Origin of the sequence: Pseudomonas sp. MPFS (assembly GCF_022537035.1) — a bacterium.
In the GTDB taxonomy this organism is placed as follows: Bacteria; Pseudomonadota; Gammaproteobacteria; order Pseudomonadales; family Pseudomonadaceae; genus Aquipseudomonas; species Aquipseudomonas sessilinigenes.
In genome coordinates this window covers 541,244-565,254 of record NZ_CP066123.1, presented here as the reverse complement: position 1 = coordinate 565,254, position 24,011 = coordinate 541,244, and the positions used below count along the sequence as shown (strand labels likewise).

General features: G+C 65.2%; 28 protein-coding genes. 24 read left to right on the top strand and 4 right to left on the bottom strand.

Annotation, left to right across the window (positions count from 1 at the left end; all coding sequences use genetic code 11):
- Position 1: 1 nt before the first annotated feature.
- Positions 2-403 carry a transcriptional regulator gene (locus tag I9018_RS02480; protein ID WP_068578624.1) on the bottom strand — a complete coding sequence of 134 codons (402 nt, stop codon included), beginning with the start codon at positions 401-403 and terminating at the stop codon, positions 2-4.
- Entirely contained in the window at positions 400-696 is a 297-nt protein-coding gene (locus I9018_RS02475; RefSeq protein ID WP_022640299.1) for a type II toxin-antitoxin system HigB family toxin, read from the bottom strand. Before I9018_RS02475 ends, I9018_RS02480 begins: the two co-directional genes overlap by 4 nt.
- Positions 697-924: 228 nt before the next feature.
- Here I9018_RS02475 and trxC point away from each other — a divergent pair, with 228 nt between their 5' ends.
- Positions 925-1,359, top strand: a complete 435-nt coding sequence (gene trxC, locus I9018_RS02470) for a thioredoxin TrxC (RefSeq protein ID WP_241108656.1) — start codon at positions 925-927, stop codon at positions 1,357-1,359.
- Between the two features lie 51 nt (positions 1,360-1,410).
- Here the strand turns inward: trxC and I9018_RS02465 are convergent, their stop codons facing one another.
- Entirely contained in the window at positions 1,411-2,181 is a 771-nt protein-coding gene (locus tag I9018_RS02465) for a ParA family protein (RefSeq protein WP_068578628.1), read from the bottom strand.
- Positions 2,182-2,491: 310 nt separating this feature from the next.
- Here I9018_RS02465 and I9018_RS02460 point away from each other — a divergent pair, with 310 nt between their 5' ends.
- From I9018_RS02460 to I9018_RS02355, 22 genes are all read left to right on the top strand, one after another.
- Positions 2,492-3,220, top strand: a complete 729-nt coding sequence (locus I9018_RS02460; protein ID WP_241108655.1) for a beta-ketoacyl synthase chain length factor — start codon at positions 2,492-2,494, stop codon at positions 3,218-3,220.
- Positions 3,196-4,017, top strand: a complete 822-nt coding sequence (locus I9018_RS02455) for a lysophospholipid acyltransferase family protein (RefSeq protein WP_241108654.1) — start codon at positions 3,196-3,198, stop codon at positions 4,015-4,017. Before I9018_RS02460 ends, I9018_RS02455 begins: the two co-directional genes overlap by 25 nt.
- Positions 3,986-4,258, top strand: a complete 273-nt coding sequence (locus I9018_RS02450; RefSeq protein WP_068578634.1) for a phosphopantetheine-binding protein — start codon at positions 3,986-3,988, stop codon at positions 4,256-4,258. Before I9018_RS02455 ends, I9018_RS02450 begins: the two co-directional genes overlap by 32 nt.
- Positions 4,259-4,267: 9 nt before the next feature.
- Positions 4,268-4,522, top strand: a complete 255-nt coding sequence (locus tag I9018_RS02445; protein WP_068578636.1) for an acyl carrier protein — start codon at positions 4,268-4,270, stop codon at positions 4,520-4,522.
- Positions 4,519-5,064: a hypothetical protein gene (locus tag I9018_RS02440; RefSeq protein ID WP_124345577.1), complete on the top strand. Its 546-nt coding sequence runs from the start codon at positions 4,519-4,521 to the stop codon at positions 5,062-5,064. The genes I9018_RS02445 and I9018_RS02440 overlap by 4 nt, the downstream gene beginning before the upstream one ends.
- Entirely contained in the window at positions 5,061-6,734 is a 1,674-nt protein-coding gene (locus tag I9018_RS02435) for an acyl-CoA synthetase family protein (protein ID WP_241108653.1), read from the top strand. Before I9018_RS02440 ends, I9018_RS02435 begins: the two co-directional genes overlap by 4 nt.
- A gap of 19 nt (positions 6,735-6,753) precedes the next feature.
- Complete coding sequence (locus I9018_RS02430) at positions 6,754-7,488, top strand: glycosyltransferase family 2 protein (protein ID WP_124348310.1); 735 nt, start codon at positions 6,754-6,756, stop codon at positions 7,486-7,488.
- Entirely contained in the window at positions 7,485-8,429 is a 945-nt protein-coding gene (locus I9018_RS02425) for a glycosyl transferase (protein ID WP_241108652.1), read from the top strand. The genes I9018_RS02430 and I9018_RS02425 overlap by 4 nt, the downstream gene beginning before the upstream one ends.
- Entirely contained in the window at positions 8,410-9,954 is a 1,545-nt protein-coding gene (locus I9018_RS02420) for an aromatic amino acid ammonia-lyase (RefSeq protein WP_241108651.1), read from the top strand. The genes I9018_RS02425 and I9018_RS02420 overlap by 20 nt, the downstream gene beginning before the upstream one ends.
- On the top strand, positions 9,947-10,372 hold the full coding sequence (locus tag I9018_RS02415; protein ID WP_068578649.1) for an acyl-CoA thioesterase: 426 nt from the start codon (positions 9,947-9,949) through the stop codon (positions 10,370-10,372). The genes I9018_RS02420 and I9018_RS02415 overlap by 8 nt, the downstream gene beginning before the upstream one ends.
- On the top strand, positions 10,369-10,974 hold the full coding sequence (locus I9018_RS02410) for an outer membrane lipoprotein carrier protein LolA (RefSeq protein ID WP_241108650.1): 606 nt from the start codon (positions 10,369-10,371) through the stop codon (positions 10,972-10,974). Before I9018_RS02415 ends, I9018_RS02410 begins: the two co-directional genes overlap by 4 nt.
- Positions 10,958-13,300, top strand: a complete 2,343-nt coding sequence (locus I9018_RS02405; protein WP_241108649.1) for an MMPL family transporter — start codon at positions 10,958-10,960, stop codon at positions 13,298-13,300. Before I9018_RS02410 ends, I9018_RS02405 begins: the two co-directional genes overlap by 17 nt.
- A complete protein-coding gene (locus tag I9018_RS02400; protein ID WP_241108648.1) occupies positions 13,294-14,484 on the top strand; it encodes a sodium:proton antiporter in 1,191 nt (396 codons plus the stop codon). Before I9018_RS02405 ends, I9018_RS02400 begins: the two co-directional genes overlap by 7 nt.
- Positions 14,471-15,718, top strand: a complete 1,248-nt coding sequence (locus I9018_RS02395) for an NAD(P)/FAD-dependent oxidoreductase (RefSeq protein ID WP_241108647.1) — start codon at positions 14,471-14,473, stop codon at positions 15,716-15,718. The genes I9018_RS02400 and I9018_RS02395 overlap by 14 nt, the downstream gene beginning before the upstream one ends.
- Positions 15,715-16,476: a class I SAM-dependent methyltransferase gene (locus tag I9018_RS02390; RefSeq protein WP_241108646.1), complete on the top strand. Its 762-nt coding sequence runs from the start codon at positions 15,715-15,717 to the stop codon at positions 16,474-16,476. The genes I9018_RS02395 and I9018_RS02390 overlap by 4 nt, the downstream gene beginning before the upstream one ends.
- Positions 16,473-16,958 carry a DUF3261 domain-containing protein gene (locus I9018_RS02385; protein ID WP_124345572.1) on the top strand — a complete coding sequence of 162 codons (486 nt, stop codon included), beginning with the start codon at positions 16,473-16,475 and terminating at the stop codon, positions 16,956-16,958. Before I9018_RS02390 ends, I9018_RS02385 begins: the two co-directional genes overlap by 4 nt.
- Positions 16,955-18,151: a beta-ketoacyl-[acyl-carrier-protein] synthase family protein gene (locus I9018_RS02380; RefSeq protein WP_241108645.1), complete on the top strand. Its 1,197-nt coding sequence runs from the start codon at positions 16,955-16,957 to the stop codon at positions 18,149-18,151. Before I9018_RS02385 ends, I9018_RS02380 begins: the two co-directional genes overlap by 4 nt.
- Entirely contained in the window at positions 18,148-18,621 is a 474-nt protein-coding gene (locus tag I9018_RS02375; RefSeq protein ID WP_068578665.1) for a hotdog family protein, read from the top strand. Before I9018_RS02380 ends, I9018_RS02375 begins: the two co-directional genes overlap by 4 nt.
- Positions 18,618-19,346 (top strand): 3-oxoacyl-ACP reductase FabG, encoded by a 729-nt coding sequence (gene fabG, locus I9018_RS02370; RefSeq protein ID WP_068578667.1) that lies wholly within the window; start codon positions 18,618-18,620, stop codon positions 19,344-19,346. Before I9018_RS02375 ends, fabG begins: the two co-directional genes overlap by 4 nt.
- On the top strand, positions 19,346-20,572 hold the full coding sequence (locus I9018_RS02365; RefSeq protein WP_068578669.1) for a beta-ketoacyl-ACP synthase: 1,227 nt from the start codon (positions 19,346-19,348) through the stop codon (positions 20,570-20,572). The genes fabG and I9018_RS02365 overlap by 1 nt, the downstream gene beginning before the upstream one ends.
- Positions 20,573-20,591: 19 nt before the next feature.
- On the top strand, positions 20,592-21,038 hold the full coding sequence (locus I9018_RS02360; protein WP_241108644.1) for a hypothetical protein: 447 nt from the start codon (positions 20,592-20,594) through the stop codon (positions 21,036-21,038).
- A 202-nt stretch (positions 21,039-21,240) separates the two neighbouring features.
- Positions 21,241-21,732, top strand: coding sequence for an excinuclease (locus tag I9018_RS02355; RefSeq protein WP_124345569.1), 492 nt, complete (start codon positions 21,241-21,243; stop codon positions 21,730-21,732).
- On the opposite strand, the gene I9018_RS02350 is transcribed toward I9018_RS02355, so the two are convergent.
- The gene (locus I9018_RS02350) at positions 21,700-22,599 is read right to left on the bottom strand and encodes a LysR family transcriptional regulator (RefSeq protein WP_068578677.1); all 900 of its coding nucleotides are present in this window, start codon (positions 22,597-22,599) and stop codon (positions 21,700-21,702) included. The two genes, I9018_RS02355 and I9018_RS02350, sit on opposite strands and share 33 nt — an antisense overlap.
- A 119-nt stretch (positions 22,600-22,718) precedes the next feature.
- Between I9018_RS02350 and I9018_RS02345 the strand changes: the two genes are divergently transcribed.
- A complete protein-coding gene (locus I9018_RS02345; protein WP_068578678.1) occupies positions 22,719-23,987 on the top strand; it encodes an MFS transporter in 1,269 nt (422 codons plus the stop codon).
- The last annotated feature ends 24 nt before the right edge of the window (positions 23,988-24,011 follow it).

Genomic DNA, 24,011 nt, shown 5'->3' with positions numbered 1-24,011 from the left:
GTCAGGCGAACACCTCCATTGCCACCTTGAAGCGCTCGGACAGCCAGCGCACCTGCCGCAGGTTGAGCTGGCGCTTGCCACTCAGCACTTCGGAAACCACCGATTGCGCCCCGACCCCGGGCAGGTCGCTCTGGGTCAGGCCGTGCTCGTGCATCAACGAGCGCAAGACCTCCACGCCACTGACGGGAGGTATCGGCCGATGCTCTTCGTCATAGGCCTCGATCCAATCACCGATGATGTCCACCAGTGAGGCCAGCGGATGAGCCTCATCCTCGCCCATGATGTCCAGCAATTCATCCAGGGCCAGGGCCAGAGCATCGTAATCGGCCTCAGTCCTGGGCTTGCGCAGCAGCGGCGCGACGAATTGCCAGTGCTCCGCCGCCTGGCTGACCAGTACGCTCATTCTATTTCCTCCTTCCACAGCCCCTTGTCGTAGCTGGCGTGGTCCAATACATGCCTGATGTAGAGCCGCTGGACTCCATAGCGCACCAGGGCGATCAACCTCAGCTTGTTGCCGCCGATGTCGAAGACATGGAAGCGCCCGACCTTATCGACCGCCGGAAACAACGCCTTCATATCGGAAAAGTCCTCTGGCCTGGCGCCCTTGGCCTTGCGATACCAGGTATCCAGCGCTCGTGCGGTCTGCGGCCACTGCTCCTTGGCCTGCCAGATGCGTTTTGCGGTGATGATATGCATGCAACCTCCCTATCGCATGTTGCTATCGAGGCTAATCAGCAAATCCGACCATAGCAATACGCTATGCAGTCGGTCGGACCGACGGTCCGCCTTCTGGCAAGACTAGAGATTGCGCAGCACCGACTGCCCGCCGATATGTGAGCGGATGCAACCACCAGCCCGGCGGCTTGATAAATCCGCGCCACGACTCCAGATAGGTGCCATTGGCCACTGACCCGGAACCCGACCATGACCGACCCACTGTTGATCCCCTGCCCGCATTGCAACGGCCTCAACCGCATCCCCGCCGAGCGCCTGGGGGACCATCCCAAGTGCGGGCGCTGCAAGGCCGAGGTGTTGCTGGACAAACCCTTTGACTTGAAACAGGGCGACTACGCCAGCCAGATCAAGGGCGACCTGCCGTTGCTGGTGGATGTCTGGGCAGACTGGTGCGGGCCGTGCAAATCCTTTGCGCCGACCTTCCAGCAAGCCGCCGCGCAATTGAGCGGCAAATGCCGCCTGGCCAAGCTGGACAGCGAAGCCAACCAGCAACTTTCGGCGCAACTGGGCATTCGCTCGATTCCAAGCCTGATCCTGTTCAAGAATGGCCGGGAGGTGGCGCGGCAAAGCGGTGCCCTGCCCTTGCCACAGTTGATCGGCTGGTTGCGCAGCCACGGGATTTGAGAGAACGCCGTGAGCGCCGGCCAAAGCCTTGCATTCACGGCAACAGCAGGGTCAGGCGTTTTCCAGCAGGTGGTGCAGGTCGACGAACTGCTGGGTCAGCTTGTGCCGTGGGTCGAGATGGATCAGCGGCAGGCTGGCCTGGTGTGATTCACGCATGCGCACCGAACTGGCCAGGTACACCGGCAGCACCGGCAGGCCCTCGCCAATCAGTTCGTCGAGCATCTGTTGCGGCAGGCTGGCCCGGGCCTGGAACTGATTGACCACGATGCCCTCGACCTCGAGCGCTTCGTTGTGGTCTTCCTTCAACTCCTCGATCTCAGCCAGCAGGCCGTACAGGGCCTGGCGGGAAAAACTGTCGCAATCGAAAGGAATCAGCACACGATCGGCCGCGATCAACGCCGATACCGCGTAGAAATTCAGGGCAGGCGGGGTGTCGAGGTAGATCCGCTCGTAATCCTCGGACAACTCGTCGAGCAACTTACGCAGCTTGTTGATCTTGTGCTTGGCCTCCAGCTTGGGCTGCAGGTCCGCCAGCTCGGCCGTGGCGGTCACCACATGCAGGTTGTCGAACGGCGTCTCGTAGATATCCACCTGGTTCTTCTTGGAGAACGGGCCAGAGGACAGGGTCTGCTTGAAGAAGTCGGCGATCCCCATCGGAATGTCCTCGCCGGTCAAGCCGGTGAGGTACTGGGTCGAGTTGGCCTGGGCATCCAGGTCCACCAGCAAGGTGCGATAACCCTCGCTGGCGCTGACCGCCGCCAGATTGCAGGCAATACTGGACTTGCCCACGCCACCTTTCTGATTGAACACCACACGCCGCATGTCAAAACCTCCGTGTATCAAAGATCCCCGAGTGTAGTAGCCCCCGCAGCCGCTTAGCTACCTCGGCAACACAAGATCCTCGGCCCGGCCCGGGGCCTGGCGGAGCGCTAGCCCGAGGCAGAAAGCCAATAGCGGCAAAACGACATCAACGAACACGGCACCATCGCCTCGATTTGCGACCAACAGCCCAACCAGCATTTGCTACAAGCCAGTCGCACCGGGATAATGCGCGCCACCGACGCACTCGCGTCCCCCGGTCAGTCAGTATTTCCAAGCACTGCACCACATCAAGGAAGCCCGCAGGGGCGGGATGAACCAATTGATCAAGTTCAATATCGCCCAATGGCGTGCTTGGGCCCCCGGGCTCGAAAGCGTGGACGCCTGGCAGGCATGGGGCCAACATCCGGCCCTGCCCGAAACCAGCGATAGTGCCCCCGACGTGTCCTTCCTGCCCGCCATGCAGCGGCGCCGTCTCAGCCGCCTGGCGCGCATGGCGTTCAGCGTGGGCTGGCCCCTGGCCGAAGGCCTTGAGCAACTGCCCCTGGTGTTCATTTCCCGTCACGGCGAAACCCCGCGGACCTTCGAGATTCTCAGCGACCTGGCCGCCGAACAGCCGCTGTCCCCCACGCAGTTCAGCCTTTCGGTGCACAACGCAGTGATCGGCCTGTGGTCCATCATGCGCGGCGAAACCAGCGAGATGTCGGCCCTGGCGGCCGCCGGCGACGGCCTTGAGCACGGCCTGCTGGAAGCCGCGGCGTTGCTGTCCGAGGGCGCCCCCCACGTGCTGCTGGTGATTGCCGAGGAACAACCACCGCCCGTGTACGCCGACTGGATCGACGACGTGCCATTTCCCTACGCCCTGGGCTTGCTGCTGACCCCGGGCGACGACTGGCAACTGTCCCTGGGCCACCACGATGGCCAGCTCCCCAGGGCTCCCTGGCCCCACGCCCTGAACCTGTTGCGCGCCCTGATCGGTGCGCAGCATCAATGCCAACATGCCTGGATGAGTCGCGTATGGACCTGGCAACGCAACCGGTAGGCACCAAGGGCCGCGACGCCTATCTCTGGCGCCTGCTGGCCACGGCCCTGAGCTTCGCACTGTTCGGACTAGGTGGTTTATGCCTGCGCCTGGTGATTTTCCCCCTGCTTGCCTGCCTGCCCGGCGATGCCCGGCGCCAGCGCCTGCGTGCGCGCAAGACGGTCAGCCGGTTGTTCTGGCTGTTCATCCGCTTCATGGCGCGCAGCGGGGTGCTCACCCATGACGTCCAGGGCGCCGAACAGCTCGGACGCCCGGGACAAATGATCATCGCCAACCACCCATCGCTGATCGACGTGGTGTTCCTGATCGGCCTGGTCCGCGATGCCAACTGCGTGGTCAAGGAAAGCCTCTGGAACAACCCCTTCACCCGGGGCCCGGTGCGCGCCGCACAGTACATCAGCAACGATGGCAGCCTGGACATGCTCGATGGCGCCTCCCAGGCACTGCACGAAGGCCAGACGCTGATCGTCTTCCCTGAAGGCACCCGCACCCAGCCAGGCCAGGCCCCGACCTTTCATCGGGGAGCCGCGGCAATCGCCCTGCGCGGTGCCAGAGTGATCACCCCGGTGGTGATCAAGGTCAGCCCCAGCACCCTGACCAAGGCCGAACCCTGGTACCGAATCCCGCAGCGCCGCGTGCACTTCAGTTTTCACGTCGGTGCCGATATAGACCCACAGACCTTTGCAGCCCAGGGGCCCGCGCCCCAGGCTTCGCGCAAGCTCAATGAGCACTTGCACCACTATTTCACCAAGGAGCTCGCCAGAGATGAGCGATACACACCCGGACCTGATTCTTGAAATCAAACTGCTGATCATCGACGCCCTGGGCCTGGAAGACATCAGTGCCCAGGACATCGACAACGAGCAGACGCTGTTCGGCGAAGGCCTCGGCCTGGACTCGGTGGACGCCCTGGAGCTGGGCCTGGCGATCCAGAAGAAGTACGGCATCAAGATCGATGCCGACGCCAAGGACACCCGCAACCATTTCAGCAACGTGGCGAGCCTTGCGGCGTTCGTCAGCGCAAAACAGGCAGCTTGAGAACCGACCATGCAAACCCGTGACGACATCTTCAACACCCTGCGCGACGCCCTGGTCGAGCTCTTCGAGCTGGAGCCCGCCAGCATCAGCCTGGAGTCCAACCTGTACCAGGACCTGGAAATCGACAGCATCGACGCCGTCGACCTGATCGACCACATCAAGCGCCAGACCGGCAAGAAAATCGCCGCCGAGGAATTCAAGTCGGTGCGTACCGTCAACGATGTGGTCGAGGCGGTGTATCGCCTGGTCCAGCCGGCGGCATGAGCCGACTGATCGGCCTGGGCTTGTTGCTGGCCGGCCTGCTTTACCCCTTCGCCGTGTACTTGGGCATGGAGCATTTCGCGCCATGGCAGTTCGGCCTGTTGCTGGGCAGCCTGTGGCTGGCCCGTGCCTTGACGGGCGGACGCGATCGCGGCAGCCGGTGGATGGCGGCCATGGCCATTATCTTCTGCCTGCTGCTGGCGTGGTTCGATCACCCCGGGCTACTGCGCTGGTACCCGGTACTGATCAGCAGCTTCATGCTCGGCCTCTTCGGCCTCAGCCTGAAGTACGGACCGCCAGTGGCCGAGCGCCTGGCCCGCCTCAGCGAACCGGACCTGCCGGAGAAAGCCATACGCTACACCCGCCAGGTAACCATCGCCTGGAGCCTGTTCTTCCTCTGCAATGGCGCGCTCGCCGCCGCCCTGACGCTCTGGGCACCGCTGAGTTGGTGGACGTTGTACAACGGCCTGATCGCCTATGGGTTGATGGGCTTGCTGTTTGCCATTGAATGGCTTTTACGACAACGGGTACGAGGCCGTAGATGAACTGGATTCCCCTTGAGCAACTGCTGCTCAAGACGCACAGCCCACGGCCGGTCAGCGCCCATCCCGGCATCGACCTGCAGCGCCTGCAGGAACAGGCCTTGAGCCTGGCCGCAGCCCTGGAACAACGCGGCATCAAGCGGGTAGCGATCTACCTGGAAGATGCCGTGGAACTGGCGGTGGCCCTGCTCGGTGCCTGGCGCGCCGGGGCCAGTGTGTTGCTGCCGGCCGACCTGCAAGCCCAGACCCGCCAGCGCTGGGCGGCGGATGTCGACCTGTGGCTGACCGACCACGACACCCCTTGGCAACCGATGCAGGCCAGCCCGCTGGCTGCGACCGAACTCGATCTCGACCGTTGTCGACTGAGCCTGTGCACCTCGGGCTCCAGCGGCGAACCCAAGCGCATCGACAAGACCCTGCGACAACTGGCCAATGAAGTGCAGGCCCTGGAGCGACTCTGGGGCAACGACCTTGGCCAGGCCTGGATCATTGGCAGTGTCGCCACCCAACACATCTATGGCTTGCTGTTTCGCGTGCTCTGGCCGCTGTGCGCCGGACGCCCGTTCATGCGGCGCCAGTTGCCTTTCCCCGAGGACCTGCAGCGAGCCAGCCGCGAGTGCCCGGCGTTTGCCTGGGTCGCCAGCCCCGCCCTGCTCAAGCGCATGGGCGACAATCTCGACTGGCCGGCCCTGAGCCAGGTGCGGCGGGTGTTCTCTTCCGGCGGCGCCTTGCCGGCGGATGCGGCCAGCAGCCTGCAACAACGGCTGGGACAATGGCCCACCGAGATCCTCGGCAGTTCGGAAACCGGCGGCATTGCCTGGCGCCAGGGCCAGGCGCTGTGGCAGCCGTTCGCCGAGGTCGGCCTGAGCCTGGATGCCGACGGAGCCCTGCTGATCACCTCGCCCTACCTGCCAGCCGGGCATGTCGAGCACAGCGCCGACGCCGCACGGATTGCCACCGATGGCCGCTTCGAACTGCTGGGTCGCCTGGACCGCATCGTCAAGCTGGAGGAAAAACGCATTTCCCTGCCCATGCTGGAGCAGGCCCTGGAACGCCATGCCTGGGTCGCGGAAGCACGGCTGGGGGTGATCGAGGAAAACCGCGCCTACCTGGGTGCCCTGCTGGTACTGAGCGAGCCGGGCCTCCACGCCTTGCGCAACCAGGGCCGGCGCAACCTGACCCAGGCCCTGCGCCAGCACCTGGCGCAACATTGCGAAGCCCTGGCCCTGCCTCGACGCTGGCGCCTGCTCCGCCAATTGCCACTCAACGCCCAGGGCAAGCTCCCCCAGGCGCAGGTCCAGGCCCTGCTTGAGGCACCGCGCCCGCAGCACCCCGAAGTGCTGGAGCGGGTACGCCATGCAGACGAATGGCGCCTGCAACTGGCCATTCCCCCGGACCTGGCCTACTTCAGCGGCCACTTCCCCCTGACCCCGGTCCTGCCTGGGGTGGTGCAAGTGGATTGGGCCCTGGCCCTGGGCCAGCAGTTGCTTGAGCTGCCGGAACGCTTTGCCGGCATGGAAGTGCTGAAGTTCCAGCAACTGGTCCGCCCGGGCGATCGCATCGAACTGCACCTGCGCTTCGACGCCCAACGGCAGAAGCTGTACTTCGCCTACCTCAATGACGGCGCCCCCTGCTCCAGTGGACGTATTGTCCTGGAGCCAGCCTGTGGATAAATCATCGGCCAGCACGCCTGTGCATAACCCTTGTGCGGTGATTCCGGTCTACAACCATGAAACCGCCGTACCAGCGGTCGTGGAGGCGCTCCTGGCCCGGGGGGTGCCTTGCGTCCTGGTGGACGATGCCAGCAGCCAGCCATGCGCCGCAGTACTGGAACAATTGGCAGGTCGCGAGCAGGTGTTCCTGGTCCGCCTGGCGATCAACCAGGGCAAGGGCGGCGCGGTCATGGCCGGGCTGCGGGAGGCGGCGCACCTGGGTTTCAGCCATGCCCTGCAAGTGGATGCCGATGGCCAGCACGACCTGACGGATGTGGATAACTTCATCCAGCACTCACGCCTTGCGCCCCAGGCCCTGGTCTGCGGTTATCCACAGTACGACGCCAGCGTGCCCAAGGGGCGCTTGTATGCCCGCTACCTGACCCACATCTGGGTCTGGATCAACAGCCTGTCGCTGCAGATTCCCGACTCCATGTGCGGCTTCAGGGTCTACCCGCTGGCCCCGACCCTGGAGCTGCTCGACTCCGTGGCACTGGGCCGGCGCATGGATTTCGACCCGGAGATTCTCGTGCGCCTGTCCTGGCGCAACCAGGCCATGCTCTGGCTGCCGACCCGGGTCCACTATCCCCAGGACGGCCTCTCGCACTTTCGCCTGTGGCACGACAACGCGCTGATTTCCAAAATGCACGCCAAGCTGTTCTTCGGCATGCTGGTGCGCTTGCCGCTGATCCTCTGGCGCCGGTGGCGTCCATGAGCCAGGAACCCTCCAGCAGGCATTGGGCCGAGCATCGCGAGCGCGGCAGCTTCTGGCTGATGAAGCTCACCGCCTTCGGCGTACGGGTCCTGGGACGCCGTGTGCTGAGCCCGCTGCTGTACGCCATCGTGTTCTATTTCTTCCTGTTCGGACGCAGCGCCCGCCGCAGTATCTGGCAGTACCAGGAGCGCCTGGCCCGCTTTGCCGGGCGCGACGACCTGCTGCCCAGCCAGCGTCGGGTGTTCGGCCAGTTCATGGCATTTGCCGATGCCCTGCTGGACAAGCTCGATGTATGGAACGGCAAGCTGCGCCTGGAACAGATCGAGATCGTCGATCCGGCCGACCTACGCCAGCAACTGCGCAGCGAGCGTGGCCAACTGCTGGTGGGCGCGCACCTGGGCAACCTGGAAGTCTGCCGGGCGCTGGCCGAGCTTGGCGAGCAAGTGACCATGAACGTCCTGGTGCACACTCGGCACGCCGAGCGCTTCAACCGCCTTCTGGGCGAGGTCGGGGCCAGCAACCTGCGGCTGATCCAGGTCAGCGAGCTGGACCCGGCGACCATGCTGCAACTGAGCCAACGCCTGGAGCGCGGCGAATGGCTGGCCATCGCCGGCGACCGCGTCCCCCTGCATGGCGGACGCAATGTGCGGGTGGACTTTCTCGGCCACCCCGCGGCCTTTCCCCAGGGCCCCTGGCTGCTGGCCGGACTGCTCAAGTGCCCGGTCAACCTGCTGCTGTGCCTCAAGCACCAGGGCCGTTACCAGGTGATCCTCGAACCCTTTGCCCAAGCCGTGCAGTGGAAGCGCAGCGACCGCCAGCAAGTGATCGCCCAGTGGACCGCCCGCTACGCCGAGCGCCTGGGCCAATACTGCCTAAAAGCCCCGCAACAATGGTTCAACTTCTACCCATTCTGGAAAACCGATGACAACCTCGACCCATGAGCCGGTAACCTTCGGCGAACACCCCTTGCGCATCGAAGACGTGCTGGCCCTGGCCAACCGCCAGGTACCGACGCGCCTGCAAAGCGACGCCGACTGGCGCCGGGGCATTGCCAAGGGTGCGCAGTTCCTCGACTCCCTCTTGGACAAGGAAGGGGTGATCTACGGCGTGACCACCGGCTATGGCGACTCATGCGTGGTGGCGGTGCCACTGGAACATGTCGAGGCCCTGCCCCGCCATCTGTACACCTTCCACGGCTGCGGCCTTGGCCAACTGCTCGATCCACAGGCCACCCGCGCCGTCCTCGCCGCTCGCTTGCAGTCACTGTGCCAAGGCGTCTCCGGGGTCCGCGTGGAACTGCTGGAACGCCTGCAAGCCTTCCTCGACCAGGACGTCCTGCCGCTGATCCCGGAAGAGGGCTCGGTGGGCGCCAGCGGCGACCTGACGCCGCTGTCCTACGTGGCCGCGACCTTGTCCGGCGAACGCCAGGTGCTGTTTCGTGGCGAACGCCGCGAGTCGGCCGACGTCCACCGCGAGCTGGGCTGGGAGCCGTTGGTACTGCGACCCAAGGAAGCCCTGGCGCTGATGAACGGCACGGCAGTGATGACCGGCCTGGCTTGCCTGGCTTTCGCTCGCGCGGACTACCTGCTGCACCTGGCAACCCGTATCACGGCGCTGAACGTGGTGGCCCTGCAAGGCAATCCAGAGCACTTCGATGAACGCCTGTTTGCTGCCAAGCCCCATCCGGGGCAGATGCAAGTGGCAGCCTGGTTGCGCCAGGACCTGGCGATAGACGCGCCTGCTGCGCCCCTGCACCGCCTCCAGGACCGCTATTCCCTGCGCTGCGCGCCCCATGTACTGGGCGTGCTGGGCGACAGCCTGGGCTGGCTGCGCTCGTTCATCGAGACGGAGCTCAATAGCGCCAACGACAACCCGATCATCGATGCCGAGGCCGAGCGCGTACTCCACGGCGGGCACTTCTACGGCGGGCATATCGCCTTCGCCATGGACAGCCTGAAGAACCTGGTGGCCAACGTTGCCGACCTGCTCGACCGCCAACTGGCACTGCTGGTGGACGTGCGCTACAACCATGGCCTGCCGAGCAACCTGTCTGGCGCGGGCGCTGAGCGAGCGATGCTCAACCACGGTTTCAAGGCGGTACAGATCGGCGCCAGCGCCTGGACGGCCGAAGCCTTGAAGAACACCCTGCCGGCCAGCGTGTTCTCGCGCTCCACCGAATGCCACAACCAGGACAAGGTGAGCATGGGCACCATCGCCGCCCGGGACGCCATTCGTGTGCTGGAACTCACCGAACAAGTGGCCGCCGCGAGCCTGCTGGCCGCCAACCAGGGCGTCTGGCTGCGCAGCCGAGAAGCCGATGCCCGGCCCCTGCCTCCGGCCCTCGCGACCATGCAGCGGCAACTGGCCGAGGACTTCCCCCCGGTGATCGAGGACCGGGCCCTGGAAGGCGAATTGCGCCTGTGCCTGCAACGCATCGCCAACCGGCACTGGAGGCTGCATGCGTAGCCAGGGAGCGATATATGCCGATACCCAGATCCTGGTGCCGTTCTTCGACATCGACACCATGCACGTGGTCTGGCACGGGCACTACGTCAAGTACCTGGAGGTCGCCCGCTGTGCCCTGCTGGACAAGCTCGGGCACAACTACGAGCAAATGCGCGATTCCGGCTACGCCTGGCCGGTGATCGACCTGCAATTGCGCTACGTGCGTGGCGCGGTGTTCGGCCAGACCCTGAACGTGCGCGCCAGCCTGGTGGAATGGGAGCACCGCCTGAAGATCAACTACCTGATCACCGACCAGGCCAGCGGCGAACGCCTGACCCGCGCCAGTTCGGTGCAAGTGGCCGTGGACATCGCCAGCCGGGAAATGCAGCTGGCTTCACCCAAGGTATTCACCGACGCCGTGGAGCGCCTGCTGCCATGAATTTCTGCAAACCCTTGCTACTGGCCTGCCTGCTGGTGCTGGGCCTGTCCTCCCAGGCCCAGGCCTTCGATCTGCAACAGCTGAGCGACCAGCTAGCGCGGCCGGAGGTGATCCATGGCCGCTTCATCCAGGAAAAACACCTGCGGGCCCTGGCCCAGCCACTGACCAGCAAGGGCCACTTCGTCCTGGCCAGGAACCATGGCCTGCTGTGGCTGTTGCAAACACCACTGCAGCAGGACTACCGCATGACGCCCAAGGGCATCGCCCGACGCGACGGCGCAGGTTGGCAGATGCTGCCGGGCAAGAGCGCCGGGGCCGAACAGAACCGCCTGTTCCTCGCCGTCCTGCAAGGTGACAGCAGCGGCCTGCAACGAGACTTCGAACTCAAGTTGCAAGGCAGCGCGCAAGCCTGGCAGTTGCAGCTGATTCCTCGCTCGCTGCTGCTCCAGCAGATCTTCACCCAGATCAACATCGAGGGCGGCAGCCTGGTGCAGCGCATCGAACTGCTGGAGACCCAGGGCGACCGCACGGTGATGACCATGCAGGACAGCACCAGCGCCCAGCCCCTGAGTGACACGGAGCAACATGACTTTGCCGAGTGAGCGCTGGTTACCGCGATGCTTCCTGATCCTGCTGGCGCTGGTCCTGGCCCTGGGTGCCTGGCAATGGCGCCATGGCGCGCCGCTGTCGGCCGATCTCATGGAGCTGGTGCCTGGCACGGCTCCCGACGCCCTGGAGCTCCAGGCCGAACAACGTATGCAGGAGCCGTTGAACCGGGAGATCCTGGTACTGGTGGGGCATACCGAACGCCAACGGGCGCTGGACATGGCCCGAGAGCTGGGCGAGCAGTGGCAAGCCAGCGGCCTGTTCGACAAGGTCCAGTGGAACCTGCAAGCCGACCTGCCGGCGCTGCGCAAGCAACTGCTGCAAGGCCGCCTGGCGATGCTCTCGGCCAAGGATCGCCAACAGCTGCTCGAACAGCCCCAGGCCTTCATCCGGCAACGGGTACAGAGCCTGTTCGACCCCTTCGCCGGCTTCACCCTGGTACCCAGCCAGGATGACTGGCTGGGCCTGACCGGGCGCATCCAGAACAATCAGCCGCAACACGGTGCGGTACAGCTGGACGTCGGCAGCGGTGCCCTGGTGGCCGAGGCCGATGGCAAGCATTGGGTGTTGCTGCGCGCCCATACCGGCGGCAACGCTTTCGACATGCAACTGCCCCTGCAAGTGGCCGAACTGCTGCAGCACAGCCGCGAGCAAGCGGCCACGCAGCAGGTGCAGCTATTGGCCGCCAGCGGCTTGCTGTATGCCGCCAACGGACAACAACAAGCCTCGCGGGAAATCACCTGGGTCGGCGGTGGTGCGACCCTGGGTATCCTGGCGCTGCTGCTCCTGGCCTTTCGTCGCTGGCGCGCGCTGCTGGCCTTTGTCCCGGTGCTGGTGGGCATGTCGTTCGGTGCCGTGGCCTGCGTTGCCCTGTTCGGCCACATGCATGTCATGACCCTGGTCCTGGGTTCGAGCCTGATCGGGGTCGCCGTCGACTATCCCCTGCATTACCTGTCCAAGAGCTGGAGCCTGAATCCCTGGCGCAGCTGGCCGGCCTTGCGCCTGACCGTGCCGGGCCTGACCCTGAGCCTGGTCACCAGTTGCATCGGCTACCTGGCCCTGGCCTGGACCCCCTTCCCGGCCCTGACCCAGATCGCTGTGTTTTCCGCCGCTGGCCTGCTGGGGGCCTACCTGTCGGCGGTGTGCCTGCTGCCGGCGCTGCTCAAGCATGTCGAGCCACGCCCGGCACGCTGGCCACTGCAGGTCGCCGAAGCCCTGCTCCGCCTCCGCGCTGCGCTACTGGCGCGAGTGCCGAGCCCGATCTTGCTGGTCCTGCTGGGGCTGTTCTGTGCCGCCGGCCTGTGGCAACTCCAGAGCAAGAACGATATCCGCCAGTGGGTGAGCGCGCCGCCACAACTGCTGCAAGAGGCCCAGGCCATCGTGCGGATCACCGGCTATCAGCCCACCAGCCAGTTCTTCCTGGTGCGGGCGAGCGACCAGCAGCAACTCCTGGAGCGCCTGAACGCCCTGGATGAGCGCCTCCAGGCATTGGTCAGCCTGGGCAAGCTCAAGGGCTACCTGGGCCTGAACCAGTTACTCAGCCCTCCCGAGGACCAACAGCGCGTGCGTGCGGCACTCGGCAAGCTGCCCGGCTTCTGGCAGCCACTGCTGGAGCTGGGCGTACCGGAACACGCCTTGCAGGCCGAACTCCAAGCGCTGCAACAGTTGCCCGTGGAAGACATCGACAGTGCCCTCGCCGGTCCCCTGGCCGAGCCCTACCGACCGCTATGGCTGGGAGCAACGAGCGATGGCGTAGCAGCGATGGTCAGCCTGCAGGGCCTCAATGACGCGGCCCTGCTGCGGGTGCAGAGCGACGACTTGCCCGGAGTGCAGCTGGTCGACCGCCTGGGCGAGCTGAACCGGGTGTTCGCGGCCACCCAGGTCAGCGCCGCCGAGCTCAAGCTGGCCTCCTGCGTACTGATCGTGCTGTTGCTGATCCTGCCTTTCGGTATCGGTGGCGCCCTGCGCCTGGTGGCCCTGCCACTGTTGGCGGCCCTGTGCAGCCTGGCCAGCCTCGGCTGGCTGGGACAACCCCTGACACTGTTCAGCCTGTTCGGCCTGTTGCTGGTGACCGCGATCAGCGTCGACTACGCGATTCTCATGCGCGAGCAGATCGGCGGCGCCGCGGTGAGCCTGCTGGGTACCTTGCTGGCAGCCCTGACGACCTGGCTGTCGTTCGGCCTGCTGGCCATCTCCAGTACCCCGGCGGTGAGCAACTTCGGCCTTGCCGTGAGCCTGGGGCTGGCGTTCAGCTTCATCCTCGCGCCCTGGGCCGGCCACGGGGCGCATCCGGGAGCCACCACCGAGCAACCAACGTGCTGATCCTCCTGTTCTGGCTGCTGGTCCTGGCCCTGTTCGCCCTGGCCACGCACATCGGCCGACGCCTGGGCCTGATTCCGATCGTCAGCCAGCTACTGCTGGCGACCTTCGGCCTGCCTCTGCTGATGCTGCTTTGGGTCGAGCCCCATTGGGGGCTCAGTGGTGCGCAACTGGTGGCGCCGTCGTGGCTCAAGCACTCCTATAGCCTGGGCTTTGCCCTGCTGCTGGGACATATCCTGAGCGATGTCATCGACCTGCGCCTGGATCGCCAGAGCCTGAAGATCGCCCTCCCGAGCTTTTGCCTCCCCTTTGCCTGCGGCCTGGCCGCAGCCACCTGGCTAATACCGAAGCAACCCTGGCTGGGCACCCTGGCGCTGGGCTTGCTGTTCGCCATTACCGCCATTCCGGTGCTCTACCTGTACCTGCGGCATATCCAGTACCCGGCCCGGGCCACCCGGCGCCTGGTGCAGGCCGCGATCCTCATCGACCTGACCTGCTGGAGCCTGTTCGCCCTGGCCCAGGGCAGCCTGGAGCTGAACAACCTGCTACTGCCCCTGGCCGGCGCCTGCCTGCCCTTGCTGCTGCGTCGCCTCGGCCTGCGCCACTCCATGGTCTACAGCCTGGGCTTCTTCGGCCTGCTGGTGGTCGCCGAGCACTACCGGCTCAATGCCCTGATATTCGGTATCGGCTACCTGCTGTGCATGGCGGCCCTCAAGCTACCGCTGGCGCTGCCGTTAAAGGCAGCCTGGATGGAACGCTTGCAGACCTTTGTCGCCATCCCGCTGATCCTGACCTTTGGCATCGTGCAGATCGATGTCCATGGGGCCATGGACAGTCTGGGCTGGGTGCAACTGCTGGCGCTGCTGCTCTTGCCGATCGCCAGCAAGCTGCTGGGCAACTGGCTGGGCCTGAGCTGGGCCGGCGCGTCTTTCGAAGGTGCCAGGCGCTGGCACGAAAGCCTGCTGCTGAACATCCGCGGCCTGAGCGAGATCGTGTTTCTCAACCTGCTGCTGCAACAGCAACTGATCAGCCCGGCGCTGTACTTCGCGCTGATGCTCATGGGCCTGATCGCCACCCTGCTACCGGCCCTGGCCGGCCTGCACCGAATACCTCCGGCCACGCAGAACGTGGCCTCCTCGAATCTGAACATCGCCAAACCGGCAAGGAGCCCTAGTGCCAACAGTTGAAATGGAACGTCGCCAGGTCGTGGTGATCGGTGCCGGCCCTTCAGGGGCCATCGCGGCCGCGCTGCTCAAGCGCCAGGGCCACGACGTACTGATCGTCGAGCGCCAACATTTCCCACGTTTCTCCATCGGCGAAAGCCTGCTGTCCCACTGCCTGGACTTCGTCGAGGAGGCCGGCATGCTCGAGGCCGTTCAGGACGCCGGTTTCCAGCTCAAGAACGGCGCGGCCTTCGCCTGGGGCGAGCACTACAGTACCTTCGATTTCGGCGACACCTTCAGCAATGGCAAGCCCACCACGTTCCAGGTCCAGCGGGCCGACTTCGATCAGTTGCTGGCCGACCAGGCGGCCCTGCAAGGGGTACAGATCCGCTATGGACAGGAAGTCATCGCGGTGGACATCGAGCGAGCACAACCACAGCTGGAATGTCGCCGCGAAGACGGCAGCCAGTACCGTATCGAGGCCGACTTCATCCTCGATGCCAGTGGCTACGGCCGGGTCTTGCCACGCTTGCTGCAACTGGAGGCCCCCTCGAACTTCCCGGTACGCCGGGCGGTGTTCACCCATATCGAGGATCGCATCGACTGCGAGCACTTCGATCGCAACAAGATCCTCATCACCACCCATCCGGAACACCGCGACATCTGGTTCTGGAGCATTCCCTTCAGCAACGGGCGCTGTTCGGTGGGCGTGGTCGCCGCCGAGTCTCACTTCGCCGGGCGCGATAGCGACCTGGATGCCTGCCTGCGCGGCTTCATTGCCCAGACCCCGAGCCTGGCCAGGGTCCTGCAAAACGCCGAGTGGGACACCCCGGCCCGGACCATCGGTGGCTACTCGGCCAATGTCAGTACCCTGCACGGCCCGGGCTTCGCCTTGCTGGGCAATGCCGCGGAATTTCTCGACCCGGTGTTCTCCTCGGGCGTGACCATCGCCATGCGCTCGGCGAGCATGGCCGCCAGCGTGCTGCACCGTCAGTTGCAAGGCCAGAGCGTGGATTGGGAAGAGGAATTCGCCGAACCGCTCAAGCGCGGCGTGGACACTTTCCGCTGCTACGTCGAGGGCTGGTACGCCGGCACCTTCCAGGATGTGATCTACCACCCGGGCAGCTCCCAGGAGATCCGCCGCATGATCAGCTCGATCCTCGCCGGCTATGCCTGGGATACCCGCAATCCCTTCGTCAGCGAACCGCGCCGCCGGCTCAAGGCGCTGTCGCAAGTCTGTGCGAGGGCTTGCGCATGAATGGCCAGAACCCGCAGTTCCTGAGCGACAGCTACGTCGAGGAAACCCGCTTCGGTTTCTGGTTCCTGCGCAGCCATACCTGGCAGCACCATGTGCTGCGGGTGGCTATCAACGATCTGCGCTCACTGTTCGATGGCGAGCCGCCGCGCAACCCGGTGCTGCTGGATGCCGGCTGCGGCCAGGGCAAGTCCTTCCAGTACCTGCACCAGGTGTTCGCGCCCAAGCGCCTGATCGGTGTCGATGCCGACCCCCATAGCCTCAAGCTCAGCGCCGAGGAAGCCCGGCGCCAGCAGTGGGAAGTGGAATTGATCGGTAGCGATTGCGCCACCTTGAAAGTGGCGGACGCCAGCGTCGACCTGCTGTTCTGCCACCAGACCTTCCACCACCTGGTGGAACAGGAAAAAGCCCTGGCCGAGTTCTATCGGGTGCTCAAGCCCGGTGGCTACCTGCTGTTCGCCGAATCCACCGAGGCCTATATCGACACCTGGGTGATTCGCTGGCTGTTCCGCCACCCGATGCACGTACAAAAAAGCGCCGGTCAGTACCTGCAGATGATTGCCCGGCAAGGTTTCGAGTTCACCCAGGACAACGTGTCCTATCCCTACCTGTGGTGGAGTCGGGCCAAGGACTTCGGTCTGCTGGAACGCCTTGGCCTGCGCCAGCCGCCGCCGGTGGGCCAGCGCGAGGAAACCCTGGTCAATGTCGTGGCCCGCAAGCCACTCGATCCCCCTGTCGACGAGCAAGGTCCATCCGCATGATCCGTGCCCTGCTGCTCGGTTGTCTCCTGTTGCTGGGCGCGTGCGCCAGCCGGGCGCCGCTACCCGAGCACACGCCCTCGCTGCCATTGCCGTTGCAACTGCATGTGCAGCGACAACTCCAGGACCAGAGCCAGGACTGGCTGCTGGTGGTCCAGGCCGAGGGCCAGGCCCTGCGTTGGTCGTTGATGGACCCCCTGGGCATTCCCCTGGCACGCCAGCGCCTGGTAGCAGGACAGTGGCAGGCCGACGGCCTGCTGCCGCCCAATCCGCAAGCTCGGGAGCTGTTCGCCGCACTGCTGTTCGCCCTGACGCCCGGGGAGCAATTGTCCGACAGCTACCCTAATGCCCACCAACAGGGCAGCCAGCGTCGCCTGGAGCCACGCTGGCAGGTCGACTATCGACAGGCGCTGGATTTCACCCTGGAGCTAACGGACGGCCCGCGTTACCACATCACCGCGTTGAGCGCCGAGGCCACGCCATGACCGCTTATCTCAATGCCCTGGGAGTGATCTGCGCCCTGGGACGCAATCGCCGTGAAGTCGCCCGCAGCCTGTTTTCCGGGGACTGCTCCGGGATGCGCGAGGAGCCCCGATGGGTACCCGGTCGCAGCCTGCCGGTGGCAGCGATACAGGGGCCGTTGGCCGACATGCCGGCCGGCCAGGAGGCTCACCGCAGTCGCAACAACCAGTTGCTGCTGGAGGCCACGCTACAGATCGAGGATGACATCCACCGGGCCATCCAGCGCTATGGCCAGGCCCGCATCGGTATCGTCCTGGGCACCAGCACCTCGGGGATCGACGAAGCCAGCCAGGGAATCGCCCGTTACCTGCAGGACCACAAGCTCCCCGCAGACTACGACTATCGCCAGCAAGAGCTGGGGGCACCGGCAAACTTTCTCGCCGACTGGTTGCAACTGAGCGGTCCGGCCTATGTGATCTCCACCGCCTGCACCTCCAGTGCCCGGGCCCTGCTCAGCGCCCGGCGCCTGTTGGACCTTGGGGTCTGCGACGCGGTGTTGTGCGGCGGTGTCGACAGCCTGTGCAAACTCACCCTCAACGGTTTCTCAGCCCTGGAGGCGGTATCCGGCCAGCGTTGCAACCCGTTTTCCCAGCATCGCAACGGCATCAACATCGGGGAGGCAGCAGCGCTGTTCCTGATGACCCGGGAGCCCACGCCCGGGTCTTCCAGCGCCCTGCTGGGCGCGGGTGCCAGCTGCGATGCCTACCATATTTCCGCGCCGGCCCCCGATGGTCGCGGCGCGTTGCAAGCCATGCGCCAGGCCCTGCGCAGCGCCGGGCTGGAACCGGGACAGATCGGCTATCTGAACCTGCACGGTACGGCCACCCAACACAACGACGCCATGGAAAGCCTGGCCGTGGCGCAGCTGTTTCCCGATGGCGTGCCCTGCTCTTCGACCAAACCCATGAGCGGCCATACCCTGGGTGCCGCCGGAGCCCTTGAAGCGGCGTTCTGCTGGTTGGCCTTGAGCCCCGACAATCCCGCCCGGGCCTTGCCGCCCCACGTCTGGGACAACCAGGCCGATCCGGCCCTGCCAGCACTGCGCTGGGTGACCGCAGCCGACCGCCTGGACGTCCACTTACCGCGCCGCCTGATGAGCAACTCCTTCGCCTTCGGCGGCAACAACGTCAGCCTGATTATCGGAGGTGCCCCATGATTGACTGGCCCCTCGCCGAACTGCTGCCCCATGCCGGGGACATGATCCTCATCGACCACGTCCTGGACTTCGATGAAGAACAGATCCACACGCGCCTGGAGGTTCGCCCCGGCGGCCTGTTCAACCGCCCCGACGGCAGCCTGCCGGCATGGGTCGGCATCGAGCTGATGGCCCAGAGCGTCGCGGCCTACGCGGGCTGCCGCGCCCGCCAACAGGGCCAGGCAGTGGAACTGGGCTTCCTCCTGGGCACCCGCAAATTCCAGTGCAATGTCGAACATTTCCCGGTCGGCAGCATCCTGCAGATCCATGCCTTGCGCTCCCTCGAGGACGACAACGGCATGGGTGTGTTCGAGTGCCACCTGGATGGGCCCGGCATCACCGCCAGCGCACGCCTGAACGTGTTCCGTCCGCCCCAGGTCTCCGATTACCTGCAGGAAACACCTGCCCCCTCTACAGGAACCCCGTCATGACTGACTCCGTACTGGTCACCGGCTCCAGCCGTGGCATCGGCCGCGCCATCGCCCTGCGTCTGGCCCAGGCCGGCTATGACCTGGTGCTGCACTGCCGCAGCGGCCGCAGCGAAGCTGAAGCCGTCCAGGTCGAGGTCCAGGCCCTGGGCCGCAAGGCCCGCATCCTGCAATTCGACGTCTGCGACCGCGCGGCCTGCAAGGCCGTACTGGAAGCCGATGTCGAGACCCATGGCGCCTATTACGGCGTGGTACTCAACGCCGGCCTGACTCGCGACGGTGCCTTCCCGGCCCTGGGCGAAGAGGACTGGGACCAGGTGCTGCGCACCAACCTCGATGGTTTCTACAACGTCCTGCACCCGGTGATGATGCCGATGATCCGCCGCCGCGCCCCTGGCCGCATCGTTTGCATCACCTCGGTCTCGGGACTGATCGGCAATCGTGGCCAGGTCAACTACAGCGCGTCCAAGGCCGGCCTGATCGGCGCCGCCAAGGCCCTGGCCATCGAACTGGGCAAGCGCAAGATCACCGTCAACTGCGTGGCCCCGGGCTTGATCGACACCGCCATGCTGGACGAAAACGTGCCGGTGGAAGAACTGCTGAAGATGATCCCGGCGCAGCGCATGGGCACCCCGGAAGAGGTGGCCGGCGCGGTGAACTTCCTGATGTCCGCCGAAGCCGCCTACATCACCCGCCAGGTACTGGCGGTGAACGGGGGCCTGTGCTGATGAAACGCGTGGTCGTCACCGGCATGGCCGGCATCACTTCCCTGGGCAACGACTGGGCCAGCATCGTCGAGCGCTTCGCCGCCAACCGCAGCGGGATCCGGCGCATGGACGAATGGGACAGGTTCAGCGAACTCAATACCCGCCTGGCTGGCCCCATCGACGATTTCCTCGTGCCCGGGCACTGGACCCGCAAGCAATTGCGCAGCATGGGCCGGGTCTCGCGGCTCGCGGTCGGCGCCGCCGAACAGGCACTGGCCGATGCCGGGCTGCTGGGCGACCCCTCGATCAAGGATGGGCGCATGGGTGTGGCCTGCGGCTCGTCCACCGGTAGCACGGACGAGATCAAGGCCTTCGGCAACATGCTGCTGAACTCGGTGGCCGAAGGGCTCAACGCCAACTCCTACGTGCGCATGATGCCCCACACCACGGCGGCCAATATCAGCATCTTCTTCGGCCTTACCGGGCGCCTGATCCCCACCTCCAGCGCCTGCACCAGCGGCAGCCAGGGCATCGGCTATGCCTATGAGGCAATCAAGTTCGGCCGCCTGCCGCTGATGCTCGCCGGCGGCGCCGAAGAGCTGTGCCCCACCGAAGCCATGGTGTTCGATGCGTTGTATGCCACCAGCCTGAAGAATGACGCGCCCCACAGCAGCCCGCGGCCCTACGATTGCGATCGCGACGGCCTGGTGATCGGCGAAGGCGGCGGCATGCTGGTCCTGGAAGAGCTGGAGCACGCCCTGGCCCGGGGTGCGCGGATCCACGCGGAAATCGTCGGTTTCGGCAGCAACGCCGATGGCCAGCACACCACCCGCCCGGAGCAGGCCACCATGCGCCGGGCCATGGAGTTGGCGCTGGAGGACGCCGCCCTGGCGCCCGCCGCCATCGGCTACGTCAATGGCCATGGCACCGCCACCGAACAGGGCGATATCGCCGAGACCCAGGCCACCAGCAGCCTGTTCGGCAGCCGCATGCCCATCAGCTCGCAGAAGAGTTTCCTCGGCCACACCCTGGGCGCCTGCGGGGCCCTGGAGTCCTGGTTCAGCATCGAGATGCTCAACCGCGACCTGTACGTGCACACCTGCAACCTGGACCGGGTCGACCCTCGCTGCGGCGAGCTGGACTACCTGCAGGGTGGCCTGCGTGCCATGAGCCATGAATACGTGATGAACAACAACTTTGCCTTCGGCGGCGTCAACACCTCGTTGATCTTCCGTCGCTGGTCCTGACCCCACTGGAGAAAATGGAATGTCTTCCCTGCTTCGCGCCACCTTGACCGTCCTCGCCCTGCTGGGCACCGCAGCCTGCACCAGCAAGCCGATGTACACCCCCAACCGGAACATCCCGGCCACCATCCAGGCCGACCATGAGCAAGTCAAACAGGCGATCCTGAAGAACCTGGTAGCCCGCAAGTGGACCGTGCAGCAAATCGGCCCCGACCTGATCCAGGCGGATATCACCGTACGCCAGCAGTTCTACGCGAAGATCGATATCCAGTATTCCGCCAGCCACTACAAGATCGTCTACCGCGACAGCCGCGAGCTGGACTACAAGGACGGCAAGATCCACAAGAACTACATCCGCTGGGTACGCCTGCTGGACAAGGGCATCCTGCGGGACCTGCGCGACGGCCAGAACCAGCGCACCGCGCAACAACTGTCCAACTCGACCAAGGCCTTTCCCGCGGCCCAATGACCCCCTGTAGCCGCTGTCGAGCGCCAGCGAGGCTGCGCACGGGCACAACGCGGGCGTAAGCCTGCGACCCCTGAAGGCCTGACGGCCAGGGTGCAACCTCGCCTGCTCGGCAGCAGCTACAAGATCGATCAGCGTCTACACTCGCAACAGCGGGCCGACGCGCCATGACGGCTTGCCTTTCACATCCGTCAAGGAGCCGACCATGCAAGTGAAAGCGCTGATTGCCCTGGCCCTGTTATCCGTCTTCAGCCCTGACAGCTGGGCCACCAACCTGATGTACATGCCCTTCGAGAGCGTAGTGTCCGATGCCCTGCGTGCCGGGCGCCTGGACGGCAGCGTGAGTTTCTACCTGGCGGGCAACCCGCACCCGGCGGTGTTGCAGGTCAAGGCGATCGAACGGGCCACCAACAAAAAGACCAATGCCTTCAACAAGAGCGATATCGCTGCCTGCGAATGGGCCCTGCAATCGGCCCTGATTACCCTGCAGGCCGAAGCCAAGCGGGTCGGCGCCAACGCCGTGACCAATATCGTCAGCTACTACAAGCACCGTGTGCGCAAGGACCTCAACACCTACGAATGCCACGCCGGAGTGTTGATGGCCGGCGTAGCGCTGCGCGGCGACCTGGTGTTGCTGCAAACACCGCCCCGCGCCAATAGCCCTTCAGGGCATGGCCCCGGTCTTGCGCGTGAGTAGTTCGACAAAGGCCTTGGCCATGGGCGAGCACTGGTCCTTGCGCTGAACCAGCCACACCGCCGTCATCGCCTCCGGGTCCAGCAACCGGCGATAGACCACGCCATCGATGCGCATGCGCTGGTAGGACGCCGGCAACACCGAGACGCCCAGGCCCGCGGCCACCAGGCCGATGATGGTCATGGCCTCCGAAGCCTCCTGGGCGAAATGCGGGGTGAACCCGGCATCCCGGGACAGGTTCAGCAACTGGGCGTACAAGCCGCTGCCATAGCTGCGGGGAAAGAACACGAAGGGCTCGTGGGCCAGCTCGGACAGGTACAGGCCTTCTTCGCGCCCCTCGGCCAGCGGGTGCTTGGAACTGAGCACCGCCACCAGCGGCTCGCGCAACAGCTCCACCACCGACAGCGAATCCGGCAGGGGCAAGGGTCGCATGATGCCGACCTGGATGGCCTGGTCCACCAGCGCCTCGGCCACCTGGGTGCTGCTCATTTCCTTGAGCTTGAGGTGTACCGCGGCAAAACGTTGGCGAAAGGCGAAGATCGCCTGGGGAATCGTCGAGTTGAAGGGCGCCGAGGAGGTGAAGCCGATCTTCAACTCGCCCAGTTCGCCCAACTGCGCGCGCCGGGCCACGTCAGCTGCCTTGTCTACCTGGGCCAGCGCGAGGCGGGCCTCTTCGAGGAACAGCCGACCGGCCTCGCTGAGTTCGACCCGACGATTGGTGCGCTCGAACAAGCGTGCGCCGATCTCTTGCTCCAGGGCCTGGATCTGCTGGCTCAAAGGCGGTTGGGAGATGCCCAGGACCTGGGCCGCGCGGCCGAAATGCAGCTCCTCGGCCACGGCGATGAAGTAGCGCAGATGACGCAATTCCATGAAGGCTCCATTGAGTCGTAAAACCTATCAAACAGGTCGAACAATATATTGGAAAGAATCATTAGCCAGCTATATGCTTTTTTCATTGCCTGACCGGCTGCGTTCCCCCCGAGGTCCCCGTGAAATCCGCTGTCGCCCCGCTTGCCCACGAAATTCCCTCCACGCCCCTGGATGAGGTGGTCGCCCAACTCAACGACGCCTATATCGAGAAAGGCACGCCGATGTTCATGCGCACGGTGCTGGCCCTGTTCTCCGGCGGTTTCGCCACCTTCGCCCTGCTGTACTGCGTGCAACCGATGATGCCGCTGCTGTCCCGGGAATTCTCCATCAACGCGGCCCAGAGCAGCCTGGTGCTGTCGGTCTCCACCGCCTTGCTGGCTGTCGGCCTGCTGGTCACCGGGCCGATTTCCGATCGCATCGGGCGCAAGCCGGTGATGGTAGCGGCCCTCTTGGCCGCGGCCCTGTGCACCATTGCCAGCGCCCTGATGCCCAGCTGGCATGGCGTGCTGGTGATGCGTGCCCTGGTAGGCCTGTCCCTGAGCGGGCTCGCGGCGGTGGCCATGACCTACCTGAGCGAGGAGATCCACCCCCAGCACATCGGCCTGGCCATGGGCCTGTACATCGGCGGCAACGCCATCGGCGGCATGAGCGGGCGATTGATCACCGGGGTGCTGATCGATTTCGTCAGCTGGCACACGGCGATGCTGGTGATCGGTGCCCTGGCGCTGATCGCCGCCGCGGTGTTCTGGCGCATCCTGCCTGAGTCACGTAACTTCCGCCCACGCTCGCTGCACCCACGCAGCCTGCTGGACGGCTTCACCATGCACTTTCGCGATGCCGGCCTGCCGCTGCTGTTCCTCGAGGCCTTCGTGCTGATGGGGGCCTTCGTCACCCTGTTCAACTACATCGGCTATCGCCTGCTGGCCGCGCCGTACCACATGGACCAGGCGTTCGTCGGCCTGCTGTCGGTGGTGTACCTGTCGGGGATCTACAGCTCGGCCAAAGTCGGCGCCCTGGCCGATCGCCTGGGGCGGCGCAAGATGCTCTGGGCCACCATCGTGCTGATGCTCGCCGGCCTGGCCCTGACCCTGCTGGAGTCGCTGCCGGTGGTGATCATCGGCATGCTGGTGTTCACCTTCGGTTTCTTCGGCGCGCATTCGGTGGCCAGCAGCTGGATCGGCCGCCGCGCCACCAAGGCCAAGGGCCAGGCCTCATCGCTGTACCTGTTCAGCTACTACGCCGGCTCGAGCATCGCCGGCACCGCGGGCGGGGTGTTCTGGCACATGGCGGGCTGGAACGGCATCGGCCTGTTCATCGGCGCCCTGCTGCTGGTGGCCCTACTGGCGGCCTTGAAGCTGGCCAAGCTGCAACCCCTGGCAGCATCCTGAGCCCAAGACGAGCATGCCGGCGCC

Coding starts and splice junctions, on each gene's coding strand:
- I9018_RS02440 (WP_124345577.1), top strand. CDS start 4,519: ATGAGCCGACTGATCGGCCTGGGCTTGTTGCTGGCCGGCCTGCTTTAC.
- I9018_RS02465 (WP_068578628.1), bottom strand. CDS start 2,181: ATGCGGCGTGTGGTGTTCAATCAGAAAGGTGGCGTGGGCAAGTCCAGT.
- I9018_RS02425 (WP_241108652.1), top strand. CDS start 7,485: ATGAGCCAGGAACCCTCCAGCAGGCATTGGGCCGAGCATCGCGAGCGC.
- trxC (WP_241108656.1), top strand. CDS start 925: ATGACCGACCCACTGTTGATCCCCTGCCCGCATTGCAACGGCCTCAAC.
- I9018_RS02420 (WP_241108651.1), top strand. CDS start 8,410: ATGACAACCTCGACCCATGAGCCGGTAACCTTCGGCGAACACCCCTTG.
- I9018_RS02365 (WP_068578669.1), top strand. CDS start 19,346: ATGAAACGCGTGGTCGTCACCGGCATGGCCGGCATCACTTCCCTGGGC.
- I9018_RS02455 (WP_241108654.1), top strand. CDS start 3,196: ATGGACCTGGCAACGCAACCGGTAGGCACCAAGGGCCGCGACGCCTAT.
- I9018_RS02410 (WP_241108650.1), top strand. CDS start 10,369: ATGAATTTCTGCAAACCCTTGCTACTGGCCTGCCTGCTGGTGCTGGGC.
- I9018_RS02405 (WP_241108649.1), top strand. CDS start 10,958: ATGACTTTGCCGAGTGAGCGCTGGTTACCGCGATGCTTCCTGATCCTG.
- I9018_RS02435 (WP_241108653.1), top strand. CDS start 5,061: ATGAACTGGATTCCCCTTGAGCAACTGCTGCTCAAGACGCACAGCCCA.
- I9018_RS02460 (WP_241108655.1), top strand. CDS start 2,492: ATGAACCAATTGATCAAGTTCAATATCGCCCAATGGCGTGCTTGGGCC.
- I9018_RS02480 (WP_068578624.1), bottom strand. CDS start 403: ATGAGCGTACTGGTCAGCCAGGCGGCGGAGCACTGGCAATTCGTCGCG.
- I9018_RS02360 (WP_241108644.1), top strand. CDS start 20,592: ATGTCTTCCCTGCTTCGCGCCACCTTGACCGTCCTCGCCCTGCTGGGC.
- fabG (WP_068578667.1), top strand. CDS start 18,618: ATGACTGACTCCGTACTGGTCACCGGCTCCAGCCGTGGCATCGGCCGC.
- I9018_RS02350 (WP_068578677.1), bottom strand. CDS start 22,599: ATGGAATTGCGTCATCTGCGCTACTTCATCGCCGTGGCCGAGGAGCTG.
- I9018_RS02380 (WP_241108645.1), top strand. CDS start 16,955: ATGACCGCTTATCTCAATGCCCTGGGAGTGATCTGCGCCCTGGGACGC.
- I9018_RS02375 (WP_068578665.1), top strand. CDS start 18,148: ATGATTGACTGGCCCCTCGCCGAACTGCTGCCCCATGCCGGGGACATG.
- I9018_RS02355 (WP_124345569.1), top strand. CDS start 21,241: ATGCAAGTGAAAGCGCTGATTGCCCTGGCCCTGTTATCCGTCTTCAGC.
- I9018_RS02475 (WP_022640299.1), bottom strand. CDS start 696: ATGCATATCATCACCGCAAAACGCATCTGGCAGGCCAAGGAGCAGTGG.
- I9018_RS02445 (WP_068578636.1), top strand. CDS start 4,268: ATGCAAACCCGTGACGACATCTTCAACACCCTGCGCGACGCCCTGGTC.
- I9018_RS02415 (WP_068578649.1), top strand. CDS start 9,947: ATGCGTAGCCAGGGAGCGATATATGCCGATACCCAGATCCTGGTGCCG.
- I9018_RS02390 (WP_241108646.1), top strand. CDS start 15,715: ATGAATGGCCAGAACCCGCAGTTCCTGAGCGACAGCTACGTCGAGGAA.
- I9018_RS02385 (WP_124345572.1), top strand. CDS start 16,473: ATGATCCGTGCCCTGCTGCTCGGTTGTCTCCTGTTGCTGGGCGCGTGC.
- I9018_RS02450 (WP_068578634.1), top strand. CDS start 3,986: ATGAGCGATACACACCCGGACCTGATTCTTGAAATCAAACTGCTGATC.